The sequence below is a fragment of the Pseudomonas sp. P4795 genome, from assembly GCF_048822895.1.
Taxonomy (GTDB): domain Bacteria; phylum Pseudomonadota; class Gammaproteobacteria; order Pseudomonadales; family Pseudomonadaceae; genus Aquipseudomonas.
This window is the reverse complement of record NZ_JBMFBT010000001.1, coordinates 742,560-756,283: the sequence shown is the minus strand read 5'-3', so window position 1 is coordinate 756,283 and position 13,724 is coordinate 742,560. Positions and strand designations below refer to the sequence as shown.

Annotated in this window: 18 protein-coding genes; 12 read left to right on the top strand and 6 right to left on the bottom strand. The window is 57.4% G+C overall.

The annotated features are described in order from the left end of the window. Nucleotides 1-31: 31 nt before the first annotated feature. Together ACOI8A_RS03380 and ACOI8A_RS03375 are read left to right on the top strand one after the other, a co-directional pair. Nucleotides 32-400: an SPOR domain-containing protein gene (locus ACOI8A_RS03380; protein ID WP_420648683.1), complete on the top strand. Its 369-nt coding sequence runs from the start codon at nucleotides 32-34 to the stop codon at nucleotides 398-400. Between the two features lie 87 nt (nucleotides 401-487). Then, nucleotides 488-1,390, top strand: coding sequence for a siderophore-interacting protein (locus ACOI8A_RS03375; protein ID WP_420648682.1), 903 nt, complete (start codon nucleotides 488-490; stop codon nucleotides 1,388-1,390). Nucleotides 1,391-1,434: 44 nt separating this feature from the next. Here ACOI8A_RS03375 and ACOI8A_RS03370 read toward each other — a convergent pair whose 3' ends face one another. The 3 genes from ACOI8A_RS03370 to ACOI8A_RS03360 form a co-directional block, all read right to left on the bottom strand. Next, nucleotides 1,435-2,124: an endonuclease gene (locus ACOI8A_RS03370; RefSeq protein WP_420648681.1), complete on the bottom strand. Its 690-nt coding sequence runs from the start codon at nucleotides 2,122-2,124 to the stop codon at nucleotides 1,435-1,437. 4 nt (nucleotides 2,125-2,128) lie between these two features. After that, entirely contained in the window at nucleotides 2,129-2,419 is a 291-nt protein-coding gene (locus tag ACOI8A_RS03365; protein WP_420657635.1) for a DUF1654 domain-containing protein, read from the bottom strand. A 179-nt stretch (nucleotides 2,420-2,598) separates the two neighbouring features. Further along, nucleotides 2,599-3,687 (bottom strand): asparaginase, encoded by a 1,089-nt coding sequence (locus ACOI8A_RS03360; protein WP_420651338.1) that lies wholly within the window; start codon nucleotides 3,685-3,687, stop codon nucleotides 2,599-2,601. Between the two features lie 344 nt (nucleotides 3,688-4,031). On the opposite strand from ACOI8A_RS03360, the gene ACOI8A_RS03355 reads away from it, so the two are divergent. The 8 genes from ACOI8A_RS03355 to ACOI8A_RS03320 all read left to right on the top strand — a co-directional run bounded on the left by ACOI8A_RS03355 (nucleotide 4,032) and on the right by ACOI8A_RS03320 (nucleotide 11,649). Then, the gene (locus ACOI8A_RS03355) at nucleotides 4,032-4,472 is read left to right on the top strand and encodes a hypothetical protein (protein ID WP_420648678.1); all 441 of its coding nucleotides are present in this window, start codon (nucleotides 4,032-4,034) and stop codon (nucleotides 4,470-4,472) included. A 198-nt stretch (nucleotides 4,473-4,670) separates the two neighbouring features. After that, complete coding sequence (locus ACOI8A_RS03350) at nucleotides 4,671-5,627, top strand: sugar ABC transporter substrate-binding protein (RefSeq protein WP_420648677.1); 957 nt, start codon at nucleotides 4,671-4,673, stop codon at nucleotides 5,625-5,627. 57 nt (nucleotides 5,628-5,684) lie between these two features. Further along, nucleotides 5,685-7,238: a sugar ABC transporter ATP-binding protein gene (locus ACOI8A_RS03345; protein WP_420648676.1), complete on the top strand. Its 1,554-nt coding sequence runs from the start codon at nucleotides 5,685-5,687 to the stop codon at nucleotides 7,236-7,238. After that, nucleotides 7,235-8,212, top strand: coding sequence for an ABC transporter permease (locus ACOI8A_RS03340; RefSeq protein ID WP_420648675.1), 978 nt, complete (start codon nucleotides 7,235-7,237; stop codon nucleotides 8,210-8,212). The genes ACOI8A_RS03345 and ACOI8A_RS03340 overlap by 4 nt, the downstream gene beginning before the upstream one ends. A 3-nt stretch (nucleotides 8,213-8,215) precedes the next feature. Next, on the top strand, nucleotides 8,216-9,235 hold the full coding sequence (locus ACOI8A_RS03335) for a LacI family DNA-binding transcriptional regulator (protein ID WP_420648674.1): 1,020 nt from the start codon (nucleotides 8,216-8,218) through the stop codon (nucleotides 9,233-9,235). A gap of 24 nt (nucleotides 9,236-9,259) precedes the next feature. Continuing rightward, nucleotides 9,260-10,177 carry a ribokinase gene (gene rbsK, locus ACOI8A_RS03330; RefSeq protein ID WP_420648673.1) on the top strand — a complete coding sequence of 306 codons (918 nt, stop codon included), beginning with the start codon at nucleotides 9,260-9,262 and terminating at the stop codon, nucleotides 10,175-10,177. Next, nucleotides 10,174-10,578 carry a D-ribose pyranase gene (rbsD, locus tag ACOI8A_RS03325; RefSeq protein ID WP_420648672.1) on the top strand — a complete coding sequence of 135 codons (405 nt, stop codon included), beginning with the start codon at nucleotides 10,174-10,176 and terminating at the stop codon, nucleotides 10,576-10,578. The genes rbsK and rbsD overlap by 4 nt, the downstream gene beginning before the upstream one ends. 42 nt (nucleotides 10,579-10,620) lie before the next feature. Further along, the gene (locus tag ACOI8A_RS03320) at nucleotides 10,621-11,649 is read left to right on the top strand and encodes a nucleoside hydrolase (RefSeq protein ID WP_420648671.1); all 1,029 of its coding nucleotides are present in this window, start codon (nucleotides 10,621-10,623) and stop codon (nucleotides 11,647-11,649) included. A 49-nt stretch (nucleotides 11,650-11,698) separates the two neighbouring features. On the opposite strand, the gene ACOI8A_RS03315 is transcribed toward ACOI8A_RS03320, so the two are convergent. Continuing rightward, nucleotides 11,699-11,881, bottom strand: coding sequence for a hypothetical protein (locus tag ACOI8A_RS03315; RefSeq protein WP_420648670.1), 183 nt, complete (start codon nucleotides 11,879-11,881; stop codon nucleotides 11,699-11,701). A gap of 132 nt (nucleotides 11,882-12,013) precedes the next feature. Here ACOI8A_RS03315 and ACOI8A_RS03310 point away from each other — a divergent pair, with 132 nt between their 5' ends. Together ACOI8A_RS03310 and ACOI8A_RS03305 are read left to right on the top strand one after the other, a co-directional pair. After that, nucleotides 12,014-12,319: a hypothetical protein gene (locus ACOI8A_RS03310; RefSeq protein ID WP_420648669.1), complete on the top strand. Its 306-nt coding sequence runs from the start codon at nucleotides 12,014-12,016 to the stop codon at nucleotides 12,317-12,319. 165 nt (nucleotides 12,320-12,484) lie between these two features. Continuing rightward, nucleotides 12,485-12,802, top strand: a complete 318-nt coding sequence (locus ACOI8A_RS03305; protein WP_420648668.1) for an I78 family peptidase inhibitor — start codon at nucleotides 12,485-12,487, stop codon at nucleotides 12,800-12,802. Between the two features lie 73 nt (nucleotides 12,803-12,875). Here ACOI8A_RS03305 and ACOI8A_RS03300 read toward each other — a convergent pair whose 3' ends face one another. Further along, nucleotides 12,876-13,088 (bottom strand): cold-shock protein, encoded by a 213-nt coding sequence (locus ACOI8A_RS03300; RefSeq protein WP_007905882.1) that lies wholly within the window; start codon nucleotides 13,086-13,088, stop codon nucleotides 12,876-12,878. A gap of 288 nt (nucleotides 13,089-13,376) precedes the next feature. Further along, nucleotides 13,377-13,679 carry a hypothetical protein gene (locus ACOI8A_RS03295; protein WP_420648667.1) on the bottom strand — a complete coding sequence of 101 codons (303 nt, stop codon included), beginning with the start codon at nucleotides 13,677-13,679 and terminating at the stop codon, nucleotides 13,377-13,379. Nucleotides 13,680-13,724 lie beyond the last annotated feature (45 nt).

Sequence of the window (13,724 nt, the reverse complement as noted above, 5' to 3'; positions counted from 1 at the left end):
TCGCTGCTTTGAGAATTTCGAGGAAAACGTTGTGCGCAAATTGGTCTGGGTAATCGCAGCACTGGCATTGGCGGGATGTGGTGAAGGCAAAAACGTGGATGCGCAGAAGCCTAAATCGGCAGTGGTGACGGCGCCTGCCGTTGCTGCAGGTCCGCAGTGGGATCTGGAAGTGCGTGGCGAAACGCCCCAGGCAGTCAGTGATCTCAGCGGTTGGCTGATCGAACATGGCTTTGTCACCAGTGTCATTCGCGATGCCAATGGCAAAACCCGGATTCTGGTCGGTCCGTTCAATTCGCAGGCGGATGCCGAAGCGCGTCAGGTGCAACTGAGTGCGGCGCTGATCAAGGCGAAAAAGCAGAACATCGAGTCGCTGGTTCTTGAGCGTCCGGCCGCACAATAAACGGACCATTCAGCGGAGCTGACTAAAGCGGATTCCACGCGGCTCGTTTTCATGGGATTCACTGATGAATTCCTCAAGGAGCTCCGCATGGCCTCCGCCAATCCGTACAAGCTGTTTGACGTGATTTTGCGTCAGAAAACCCGGCTGACTCCGCATTTGATGCGGATCACGCTCGCCAGTCCGGCAGTCACCGAGATGGCGACTTGGGCGCCCGATCAACGAGTGAAGTTGTTTTTCCCCGCCACCGATGGTTCGCCTGCCAAACTTTCTCAGGGTGAGGGCTGGTATGCGCGTTTCCGCGCGATGCTGGCTGACCGCCGCCCCGCGATGCGCACTTACACCATCCGCCACTTGCGCGCCGCACAGGGTGAAGTGGATATCGATTTCGTTCTGCATGGTGAAACCGGCCCGGCGTCTCGTTGGGCGTTGCGCGCGCAACCTGGCGAGTCGATGCAAATCCTCGCGCCGGACAGGGATTTTTCTGCGCAGGACGCGGGTGGTTTCGAATGGAAGCCGCCACAAACCCTTAAGCAGCTGTTACTGGTAGCCGATGCGACCGCATTGCCCGCCGCTATGGGTATTCTCGATGAGCTCGCGGCGCTCGCGGAGCCACCGCAGACCGAAGCATTTTTTGAAGTGGATAGTCGTGAGGACATGCTCGCAGTTCCCGACTGGCCCGGGCTTTCGGTGCAGTGGCTGATTCGCGAGCAAGCGGTAGCTGGCTCGTTGATGGTGGAGGCGGTGCGGCAGGCAGCATTACCTGCCGACGCATCATCTGTCCGTCAGGCAGTCGACTTGGCCGACGTCGATATCGATGAAGAAATTCTCTGGGAAACTGCCGGGGCGGCCACTGAAGGATTTTATGGCTGGATCGCCGGCGAGTCCGCTGCGGTCATGAATCTGCGCAAGTACCTGATCAAGGAGCGCGGGATCCCGCGCGAATCGCTCAATCTGATGGGCTACTGGCGTTACAACAAGGCTGGCAGCTAGACACAATAAAGGCCTCGTTTGAGGCCTTTGTTTTATGCGCTCGATCAGCCGCAGGATTTCATGTTCACCGGGCCGACGAACTCGTTGCCGCGTCCCATCACGCACGCCACGCTTTGATTACGCTGACGCTCCCAGTCTTGCACCGGATAGGTCTTGTTCCACGCTTCGTACAATTGCCGATCCTGTTTCGACAAGCGCAAACCGTATTGTTTGCTCATGTAGAAATAAGTGCGGGCGATCATGCCGCGAATCGAAGGGCGGGGCATGACCTTCTTCGCCTTGAAGTCGACCTGGGTCAGGCAGGAACCATACTGGCCCTGCTGCACCGGCAGCCAACCGAAACTGAAATTGCTGCGATCGCCGTTGACCTCGCCAATGCTCGGTACCAGGTTATGCAAGTCGGCTTCGGCTTTCTGATAAGTCGGATCGTAGCGCGTGCAGTTTTTGCGCCCACCTTCCTGCCAGCATTGACGCTGATGGCCGATTTGCCAGGCTGGAACGATGTGCTCCCATTCAATCCGTGAGGCGCGCTTGGCATTCTTGCGCGGCACATAACCGCAAGCGGCCAGATCGACTCTGTTGCCGGTGTACTTGCACCCGCAATAAAACTCGGTGGACTGCGGCGCGTACAGCTTCCAGGCGACCTTCTTGGCTTCAGAGAATGTCCGGGGTGCGCCAGCGTTGGCGCCCATGGAAACGAACAGCAACAGCACAGCAATAAAACGCAAACTCATTAAATCAATCTTCCTTCGGCACAACCCAGAAAATCTGCACGCCGCCATCGTCGCGATAAGCGAGGGTGACGTTGTCGTTCTCGTCGATTTCTTCCAGCAACTGCTCCCATTCATCCACGGGTTCATCCGGCAGACGAAAGATCAACGCAGCCTTGGCTTTTTGTGCGGTGGGGGAATTGATGATTTTTTGCACGCGAATGCCCATGCGCGCATAGGTGTCAGGAGCATCAAAGGAGGTGGCCACGAGGTTATCCTTATTAAGCTGTACGTGCATACAGTATTTAACTGTAGGCATTTTCGCAACTGCTTAAAATTCAAGAAAATCCTCTGACAGCGGTTTTCCGCTTTTGATGTAACTCGAGTCCGATTTTTTTGCAGGATAGAGGTGAAGCGCTTGTAGGATTTTGCACCACTCGCCGGCGTGGCCAGTGGCGCAAAAAAAGCCCGATCAGGAGGCGATCGGGCGAGGATCAATCAATATTCCCAGAACATCCGCTGCAGTTCTTTGCTGTCGTTGGTCTTGGTCAGTGCGACCATCGCCAGGATGCGCGCTTTCTGTGGGTTCAGGTCGTGAGCCACAACCCAGTCGTACTTGTCGTCAGGCTGTTCAGCGTTACGCAGGACGAAACCACCGGCATTGACGTGGGACGAGCGAATGATCTGCACGCCGTCTTTACGCAGGGCTTGCAACGCCGGAACTACGCGCGAAGACACCGAACCGTTGCCGGTACCCGCGTGGATGATCGCTTTGGCGCCGGATTGCGCGAAGGCTTTGTAGGCGGTATCGCCCACGTTGCCGTAGGAATAGGCGATTTCTACATCAGGCAGACTCTTGATGTCTTTGATGTCGAATTCCGAATCCATGGTGTGGCGCTTGGCTGGCAGGCGGAACCAGTAGGACTTGCCTTCAACGACCATGCCCAGTGGGCCCCAGGCGCTTTTGAAGGCTTCGGTTTTGATGTTGATCATCTTGCTGACGTCGCGACCGGACTGGATTTCATCGTTCATGGTCACCAGCACGCCTTTGCCGCGCGCATCTTTGCTGCTGGCAACGGCTACTGCGTTGTACAGGTTGAGCATGCCGTCTGCCGACATCGCGGTGCCTGGGCGCATCGAGCCGACAACGATGATTGGCTTGTCGGTTTTCTCTACCAAGTTGAGGAAGTAAGCGGTTTCTTCCAGGGTGTCGGTGCCGTGGGTGATGACGATGCCATCGACGTCTTTGCTGTCGGCCAGTTCGGCTACGCGGCGACCCAGTTGCAGCAGGTTTTCATTGGTGATGCTTTCCGAGGCGATCTGCATGACTTGTTCGCCACGCACGTTCGCCAGTTTGTTCAATTCCGGAATGCCGGCGATCAATTGTTCAATGCCAACCTTGGCCGCCTGATAGGTGGCGCTGTTAGCTGCGCTGGCGCCAGCGCCGGCAATGGTGCCGCCGGTGGCCAGTACTACCACGTTGGCCAGTTTGGTCTGGGCTTCAACTTCTTTTGCTTGAAGAGCGGTGGGCAGGAGCAGCAGGAAGGCCAAAGCGCCCGGAACGAAGGTTTTGAAAGCAGATTTCATTATTTTTCTCTCTAGTAGTGAGACGGTGCTGATGCAGGTTCATCTAGATGCGCCCCTTCGCGATCTGAGGGGCGCAGGTAAGGGAGCAGGATCTGTACCATCCGTACTGTGCTTGAGAAAATTGTTTAACTTTATGATTTACATCAATATTTTATCGTCGGATAAAACGTCGCGAGCATTCGGGGTCCGGTATTCCGAACAACAATGCCTTTCACGTTCGGCTCTCCGAAAAGGCCTGCATGATCAGTCGGACATGCGCGGTTGCCGATTGCGGATTCTCTGCTAAAGAAACCACCCGAATGGCCGATGTGCTCCCTAAGGAATCTATTTTTTCAGGAGTTCATATGTCGCTGACCGTCGGTTTTCCTCATCCCAACACCATCACCATCGGTGGCAAGACGCCGGCTGCAATTGATGCCTTGAATGAGGCCGCTGCCAAGGAGTCGGACCAGTTGCTGGGCAAGGAAGAGGTCAAGACCAATCAAGTCAGAACCGGCGGTCCTGCGCAGGAAGAACCTCAGGTCGAGAGCGGTGGCAATCAAAGTATCACCGTGAAAATGCTGCTCAAGCGCATGCAGGAACTGCAAAAGCAACTGCAAGAACAGCAGCAGCAACTGGCCGCCGCGCAAGCTGCGAGTTATCCGACCCCTGAAGCCAAAGCTACCCGGGTGATGGCTATTCAGGGCCAGATCGCCGCCACCAGCGGTGCACTCGCCCAAGTAGCGGCGAGCCTGGTGAAGGAGCTGACCAAGAGCGCGGGCGGCGTGATCAACACTACGGCGTAAGATGCGCGGCGATTCTGGTGAATCGCTTAACCAAAAGAGCCGATTTTCTAACGTTGACAAATCTCGGCAGGATTCGCATAGTTCGGTCTACGCAAACGTTTGCGCGGCCTCCACGATGGGCTACAGTCATCGGGGACGCAGCGAAGCTTACGCCAGCGCAAGCGTTGCTCACAATAATCATAAGATCGGAGTGAACCCATGAAGCTGCCATTCGCTGGACGTCTTCTCGCTGTCGCCATGCTGGCTGCCGCGTCCGCTGCACTGCCTGTCTCCTCGGCCTTCGCCGAAACCCCGGAAAAACCTAAAGTCGCGCTGGTCATGAAGTCTCTGGCCAACGAATTCTTCCTGACCATGGAAGACGGCGCCAAGGCCTACCAGAAAGACCACGCCGCCGATTTCGACCTGATCTCCAACGGCATCAAGGACGAAACAGACACCGCCGGCCAGACGCGCATCGTCGAGCAAATGATTCTGGCCAAGGTCAATGCGCTGGTGATCGCGCCGGCTGACTCCAAAGCCATGGTGCCGGTGATCAAAAAAGCCATCGATGCCGGTATCACCGTGATCAACATCGATAACCAGCTCGACCCGGCCGTGGTCAAAAGCAAAAACCTCACTGTGCCTTTCGTAGGCCCGGACAACCGCAAAGGCGCGCGTCTGGTGGGTGAGTATTTGGCCAAACAACTGAAGGCTGGTGACCAAGTCGGCATCATTGAAGGTGTATCGACCACCACCAATGCCCAGGCGCGTACCGCTGGCTTCAAGGACGCGATGGAAGCGGCGCAGATCAAAGTGGTCTCGCTGCAATCGGGTGATTGGGAAATCGACAAGGGCAACAAGGTTGCCGCTTCGATCCTCAGCGAATACCCGGACGTCAAAGCCCTGCTCGCCGGCAACGACAGCATGGCCGTCGGCGCCGTGTCCGCTGTGCGTGCCGCCGGCAAGGCTGGCAAAGTGCAAGTGGTCGGTTACGACAACATCAATGCCATCAAGCCAATGCTCAAAGACGGCCGCGTGTTGGCGACTGCCGACCAGTTCGCTGCCAAGCAAGCGGTGTTCGGCATTGAGACTGCACTGAAAATCGTCAAGGGTGAGAAGGTCGACACCGGCACCAATGGCGTAGTCGAAACGCCAGTCGAACTGGTCACCAAGTAAGCCTTCTGGCGACACAAATGGCGCTCGTCCGTCCGGGCGAGCCCATGGAGATTTCTTATGTCAGTTTCCGCTCCGAACGCTGTCCTCACGGTCAGCGGTATCGGTAAGACTTATGCGCAGCCGGTGCTCTCGGACATCGACCTGACGCTGATGCGCGGTGAAGTGCTGGCACTGACCGGCGAGAATGGCGCCGGTAAAAGCACTCTGTCGAAGATCATAGGCGGGCTGGTCACACCGACCACCGGCCAGATGCAGTTTCAGGGCAAAGACTATCGCCCCGGCAGTCGGACTCAGGCTGAAGAGCTTGGCGTACGCATGGTCATGCAAGAACTCAATCTGCTGCCGACGCTGTCGGTCGCAGAAAATCTGTTTCTCGACAATTTGCCGAGTAACGGTGGCTGGATCAGCCGCAAGCAATTGCGCAAGGCTGCAATCGAGGCAATGGCGCAAGTCGGTCTCGATGCGATTGATCCGGATACCCTTGTTGGTGAACTGGGCATCGGTCACCAGCAAATGGTCGAAATCGCCCGCAACCTGATCGGCGATTGCCACGTGCTGATCCTCGACGAACCGACCGCGATGCTCACGGCTCGCGAAGTCGAAATGCTCTTCGAGCAGATCACCCGCTTGCAGGCGCGCGGCGTTTCGATCATCTATATCTCGCACCGCCTCGAAGAACTGGCGCGCGTGGCGCAACGGATCGCCGTGCTGCGTGACGGCAATCTGGTCTGCGTCGAGCCGATGGCCAATTACAACAGCGAGCAACTGGTCACGTTGATGGTCGGTCGTGAGCTGGGCGAACACATCGATATGGGGCCGCGCAACATCGGCGCGCCTGCATTGACGGTCAAAGGCCTGACCCGTTCCGACAAGGTGCGCGACGTTTCCTTTGAGGTGCGTGCCGGCGAGATCTACGGTATTTCCGGATTGATCGGGGCAGGGCGCACTGAGCTGCTGCGCTTGATTTTCGGCGCGGATATCGCCGACAGCGGCACCGTCGCGCTTGGTTCGCCAGCGCAGGTGGTGAGCATTCGCTCGCCGGTCGATGCGGTGCGCAACGGCATTGCCTTGATTACCGAAGACCGCAAGGGCGAAGGTTTGCTGCTCAGCCAGTCGATCAGCGCCAACATCGCACTCGGCAACATGCCGGAGATTTCCAGCGGCGGTTTCGTAAACAATGCTGACGAAGTATCTCTGGCGCAACGGCAGATCGCTGCCATGCGTATCCGCAGCTCCAGCCCGACACAACTGGTGTCCGAGCTGTCCGGCGGCAACCAGCAAAAAGTCGTGATCGGCCGTTGGCTCGAGCGTGATTGCTCCGTGCTGCTGTTCGATGAGCCGACCCGCGGTATCGACGTCGGTGCCAAGTTCGACATTTATGCCTTGCTCGGTGAATTGACCCGTCAGGGCAAAGCGCTGGTGGTGGTGTCCAGTGATCTGCGTGAATTGATGTTGATCTGCGACCGCATCGGCGTGCTGTCCGCCGGGCGCCTGATCGACACCTTCGAGCGCGATAGCTGGACCCAGGATGACTTGCTTGCCGCCGCGTTCGCCGGCTACCAAAAACGTGATGCGCTGCTCAACGAAGCCGCGCCTAGGGATCTCCCATGAAAACTGCATCTTCCGCCAGCAAACGTAGTGGCAATTTTTACGGGCTCGGCACTTATCTAGGCCTGGCCGGGGCCTTGCTGGCGATGATCGCGCTGTTCTCGGTCATGAGCAGTCACTTTCTGTCATACGACACGTTCAGCACGCTGGCCAACCAGATTCCCGATTTGATGGTGTTGGCGGTGGGCATGACGTTCGTGCTGATCATCGGCGGCATCGACCTGTCGGTGGGTTCAGTGCTGGCGCTCGCCGCATCGACGGTCAGCGTGGCGATCCTGGGCTGGGGCTGGAGCGTTTTGCCGGCCGCATTGCTCGGCATGGCCGTGGCTGCGTTGGCCGGCACAGTCACCGGTTCGATCACCGTGGCCTGGCGTATTCCGTCGTTCATCGTCTCGCTCGGCGTGCTGGAAATGGCCCGTGGCCTGGCGTATCAGATGACCGGCTCGCGCACTGCTTATATAGGTGACTCGTTCGCCTGGCTGTCGAACCCGATTGCTTTCGGCATCTCGCCATCGTTCATCATTGCCTTGCTGGTGATCTTCATCGCTCAGGCTGTGCTGACGCGCACGGTGTTTGGTCGTTATCTGATCGGCATCGGCACCAACGAGGAAGCCGTGCGACTGGCGGGGATCAATCCCAAGCCGTACAAGATTCTGGTGTTCAGCCTGATGGGGTTGCTCGCGGGTGTCGCTGCACTGTTCCAGATTTCGCGTCTGGAGGCGGCGGATCCAAACGCCGGTTCCGGGCTTGAGCTGCAAGTAATTGCTGCGGTGGTAATCGGTGGCACCAGTCTGATGGGCGGGCGCGGTTCGGTGATCAGTACTTTTTTTGGTGTACTGATCATTTCCGTACTGGCGGCCGGTCTGGCGCAGATTGGTGCGACCGAGCCGACCAAGCGCATCATCACCGGTGCAGTGATCGTCGTGGCCGTGGTGCTCGATACCTATCGCAGTCAACGCGCAAGCCGACGGGGCTGAACCATGGCAACAATCAAGGATGTGGCGGCGCTCGCGGGGATTTCCTACACGACCGTGTCCCACGTGGTGAACAAGACCCGGCCGGTCAGCCAGGAAGTGCGGCTCAAAGTCGAGGCGGCCATCAAGACCCTCGATTATGTGCCCAGCGCCGTGGCGCGCTCGTTGAAGGCCAAGACCACCGCGACTATCGGCCTGCTGGTGCCTAACAGCCTCAACCCGTACTTCGCCGAGCTGGCGCGGGGGATTGAGGATTACTGTGAGCGCAACGGTTACTGCGTAATCCTCTGCAACTCCGACGACAACCCGGACAAGCAGCGCAGTTACCTGCGCGTGCTGCTGGAGAAACGCATCGATGGCTTGATCGTCGCCTCCGCTGGCGGCGACCGTGGACTGGCCGAAGGGTTGGCCGCGGTGAAAACGCCGATGGTAATCGTCGACCGCGGCCTGGACGGCGTGGACGCGGATCTGGTGCGCATCGACCACGAATATGGCGCGTACCTGGCCACTCGACATTTGTTGGAGCTGGGACATCGCGACATCGCCACCATCGGCGGTCCGGCAGATACGCGCGTGGCGCAAATGCGTCTCGCGGGTTTCCGTCGGGCGATGCAGGAGGCTGGTGTCGAAGTTGTGCCTGAGCGTGTGCTGGAAAGCGATTTCACCAGCACCGGCGGTTACAACGCAGCGGCGGTATTGCTGGCGAACAACCCGCCCAGCGCGATCTTTGCCGGTAACGACATGATCGGTATCGGTGTGCTGCGCGCGGCTGCCGAACGCAATGTGCGAGTGCCGAGCGCGTTGTCGGTGATCGGCTTCGACGATATCCAGATGAGCCGTTATGTGTACCCGGCGCTGACTACGGTCGGCCAGTCGATCCTGCAACTGGGTGAGATGGCTGCCGAAGTGCTGCTGCGAAGGATCGCCACCCCGAGTCTGGCGACTGATCAGAAGATCGTGACCCCGAGTATTGTCTTGCGAGAATCGACCGCGCCGCTGTCCGGCGTGTTCACCGAGTACCGCTGAAACCGAATTGACGAGTAGTGATGAATGCCAGCAAAAGTAGTGGTAATAGGCAGCCTCAACATGGATCTGGTGACTCGTGCGCCACGCTTGCCTAGAGGTGGTGAAACGCTGATCGGCCATTCGTTCGCAACCGTGTCCGGCGGCAAGGGCGCCAATCAGGCAGTGGCCGCTGCGCGCTTGGGTGCGCAAGTGGCAATGGTTGGCTGCGTCGGTAACGATCCCTATGGCGTGCAATTGCGTGAGGCTTTGCTGGCTGACCACATTGATTGTCAGGCTGTCAGCGTGGTCGAGGACTCCAGTGGCGTGGCGTTGATCGTGGTCGATGACAACAGTCAGAACGCGATCGTGATTGTCGCAGGTGCCAATGGCGCTTTGACGCCTGCGGTGGTGGACCGATTCGACGCGGTATTGCAGGCAGCGGATGTGATCATCTGTCAGCTGGAAATTCCCGATGCCACGGTTGGCCATGCGCTCAAGCGCGGTCGTGAGCTGGGCAAAATCGTCATCCTCAATCCGGCGCCGGCCAGCCGCCCGCTGCCAGCGGATTGGTATGCCTCGATCGATTACCTGATTCCCAACGAAAGCGAAGCGGCCGCGCTCAGCGGCTTGCCGGTGGACTCGCTGCAAACCGCTGAAGTCGCTGCCAGCCATCTGATCTCGATGGGTGCCGGCAAAGTGATCATCACTTTGGGGGCTGAGGGTTCACTGTTCGCGAACGGCAAAAGCTTTGAACATTTCCCTGCGCCCAAAGTGAAAGCGCTTGATACCACGGCGGCGGGGGATACCTTTGTCGGTGGTTTCGCCGCTGCGCTGGCGTCCGGCAAAACCGAGGCCGATGCCATTCGTTACGGGCAAGTGGCGGCGGCGCTGTCGGTGACCCGTGCTGGCGCGCAACCTTCGATTCCCACTTCATCTGAAGTTCAGGCATTTAAACCCGTATGAAAAAGACTCCTTTGCTCAACGTCGCGCTCTCGCGGCTGATTGCCTCCCTTGGTCATGGGGACAAAGTGGTCATCGGCGATGCTGGTCTGCCGGTGCCACCGGGTGTCGAGCTGATTGATCTGGCTCTGACCCATGGCGTACCGGATTTCGTCAGCACCCTGAAAGTCGTGCTCAGCGAGATGCAGGTCGAGAGTCATGTATTGGCCAACGAAATCTTCGACAAGAATCCGGGCGCGCTCACCACGCTGAACGAGCTGAATGATGCAGGTGCTCTGGGGCGACGCGATTTGCTCAGTCATGAGCAATTCAAGGTTCTCAGCCGACAGGCACGAGCGATTGTTCGTACAGGAGAATGTCAGCCGTACTGCAACATCGTGTTGGTCGCCGGGGTAACATTTTAACCGGGCGTCACGCCCAAATTTAATAAGCACAAGGAATGCGCCATGCACCGCTATGCTCAGAAACTGCACCAACTGATCCGGAGTCTGCTGCTTTTGTCCCTGATTACCGCGACCGGCGCCCAGGCGGCGGAAAAAATCGATCTGATCATCGACACTGACCCAGGTGCCGACGACGTGGTCGCTCTGCTGTTCGCTCTGGCTTCGCCGGAAGAACTGAATATTCGTGCGCTGACCACCGTGGCCGGCAACGTGCGTCTCGACAAGACTTCGCGCAACGCGCGACTGGCTCGTGAGTGGGCAGGGCGCGAGGAAGTGCCGGTGTACGCCGGTGCACCCAAGCCGCTGATGCGCACGCCGATCTACGCCGAGAACATCCATGGCAAGGAAGGCCTGTCGGGTGTCACCGTGCATGAGCCGAAAAAAGGCCTGGCCGAAGGCAATGCGGTCAACTACTTGATCGACACGCTGAAAAACGCCAAGCCGCACAGCATCACCATCGCCATGCTCGGTCCGCAGACCAACCTGGCACTTGCGTTGATCCAGGAGCCGGAGATCGTTAACGGTATCAAGGAAGTGGTAGTCATGGGTGGTGCCCACTTCAACGGTGGCAATATCACTCCTGTGGCCGAATTCAACCTGTTCGCGGATCCGCAAGCGGCTGAAGTCGTGCTCAAAAGTGGCGTGAAGATGACTTACTTGCCGCTGGACGTGACTCACAAGATTCTCACCAGTGACGCACGCCTGAAGCAAATCGCTGCGCTGAACAACAATGCGGGCAAGATTGTCGGCGATATCCTCAACGAGTACGTCAAAGGCGATATGGAGCATTACGGCATCCCGGGTGGCCCGGTGCACGATGCGACTGTCGTGGCTTATCTGCTCAAGCCTGAGCTGTTCACCGGTCGTTCGGTAAATGTGGTGGTAGATAGTCGTGAAGGCCCGACCTTCGGCCAAACCGTTGTCGATTGGTACGACGGCCTCAAAGCGCCGAAGAACGCCTTTTGGGTGGAAAATGGCGATCCGCAAGGCTTCTTCGACCTGTTGACCGAGCGTCTGAAGCGCCTTAAGTAATCAGCTCGACAACCCGCAGGTGCCAGCTTGCGGGTTTTTTCTGGCCGATCTAGTCGGTCGGATATCTCTCGAAGATCTGCGCGATGAACTGCTGGGCCGCTACGGTCCCCAGTTCTTTCACCAGTAGATCAATGCCTATAAGCGCCAATTCTTCTGTGCTCCCCGGGCTATAAGAGCTGTGTCCGTCTGCCCATTTGGCTTTGATGTCGGCGTCGATGCTTACGGTGGTCATGATCGTGCTCGAAAAGTCGGAAGGTCTGAGTTTCGAGTTAACCATTTTGTCAGGCGTTTGGCACTGCGACTTAGGCATGAGCGCAGGGCTATGCGACACTTGGTCATTGATGAATAGACCCAGGATTGAGTTGTGCAGATCGATTTGAATTCCCCCGATGGCCTGACGCTGGACTCGGTGCGCCAGTTACTGGCATCGGCCAGCGATGACGAACACACCCAGTTGCGCGTGACCAAGGGCGGTATCGCCTATATTTCTACTGGCGTTACGGGTGGTCAGGGCATCGACGGCTTGCTGTTTCGCCTCGAAACGTGGGCCAAGGGTTCCGGTTATGTGGGAAACGTCGCGGCCAGCGATGAAGTGTGGGTCATGCAGATCTACAACGCGCTCAAGGAGAATTGGCCAAACCCTCCGTTCGATTACATTGACGTCTATTGATCGGCATTAATATTCAGTGACGATTGCGTGATTATGCATTCTCCGCTGGTCAGGCACACTCGCCATTTTTCCGATCGTGGGGCAGGGGATGGCGCTTGTCGCGAAACCAACTGCCAAATTGGCGGTCGCACGATCTCAGTTCATTTATTGAAAGAAGGAGGCTTCATGCCTTGGAAGCTCGCGTCACTGGGTACTTTTATGGCCGTTGCTGTGCTGAGCGGTTGCAGTACCAGCTCGAGTGAGTCGGCAACTGATCCGGTAGCGACCGAATCCGGCCATAGCCGCTGTGAAGCTCAATCGGCGCAATTTGCCATCGGCAAAAAGGCCTCGCCGGAATTGCTGGAGCAAGCGCGTACCAAAGCCGGCGCGCAAAACGCGCGTTTCCTCAAGCCTGACGATATGGTTACTCTTGAGTACCGCTCTGATCGCCTGAACCTGAACACCGACAATGCGCTGGTGGTCACGCGCATCAACTGCGGTTAAGCGCGGGCAGGCTTTTTTAGCAGGCATAAAAAACCCCGTCACATGGACGGGGTTTTTTTAGTGCGGCTGAAAATTACTCAGCGCGTACTTGTGCAGCTTGCATACCCTTTTGGCCTTTCTCAGCCACGAAGGAAACGGTCTGGCCTTCTTTCAGGCTTTTGAAACCGTCGCTTTCGATAGCTTTGAAGTGTACGAACAGGTCGTCACCGCCACCTTGAGGAGTGATGAAGCCGAAGCCTTTTTCATCGTTGAACCACTTAACGGTGCCGGTTTGGCGATTAGACATGGTGTATCTCCAAGAAACATATATTTTTCAGTACTGTGCTGCTCAGGCCAACTGGGCACACGGGGATATCATAGTCGAAATGTTCGCTTTGGTAGCCCCCCGGACGTGCTGTTTGCCAATCAGTCGTGTTTTCTTCACTGCCTGTTTCGGCTGAAAGCCCCGGTTTTAAAGGCTTCCAGCGAAACGTAAAGACTATAAAAAAACCTGTAAAACCTGCATAAATCGGCTGAAAAAGCTCAAATCAGGTGCTTTTTTTCGCGTTTCGACAGGTTCAAAATGAATTTTTTGTCACTTTTTCGCCGGGGTATTGGCCTTGCATTTGGCAATCTGGCCCAACGCTTTCTGTTGCAATTCAGGCGTGGCCTTGTTGTCCATCAAAGCCTGAATGTCACTGGCTGGATAGGATTTGATGGCGTCAGCGCCACATGCACAGTGAGATTTCGCCGCAGCAGCGCCGATTTGCGCAGTGGCCGCCTGCGTGCATTGGGCCATGTATTTGTCACGCTCGCCCTTTGGCCAGTCGGCGTGGGCGCTCAATGGCAGCAGGAGGGCGAAAGGGGCGACTACTGCAAACAGGTTATTCAGACGCATGCGAGGATGCTCCTTGTGGGTCAATGTCTTGTTATCTGAGGGCTG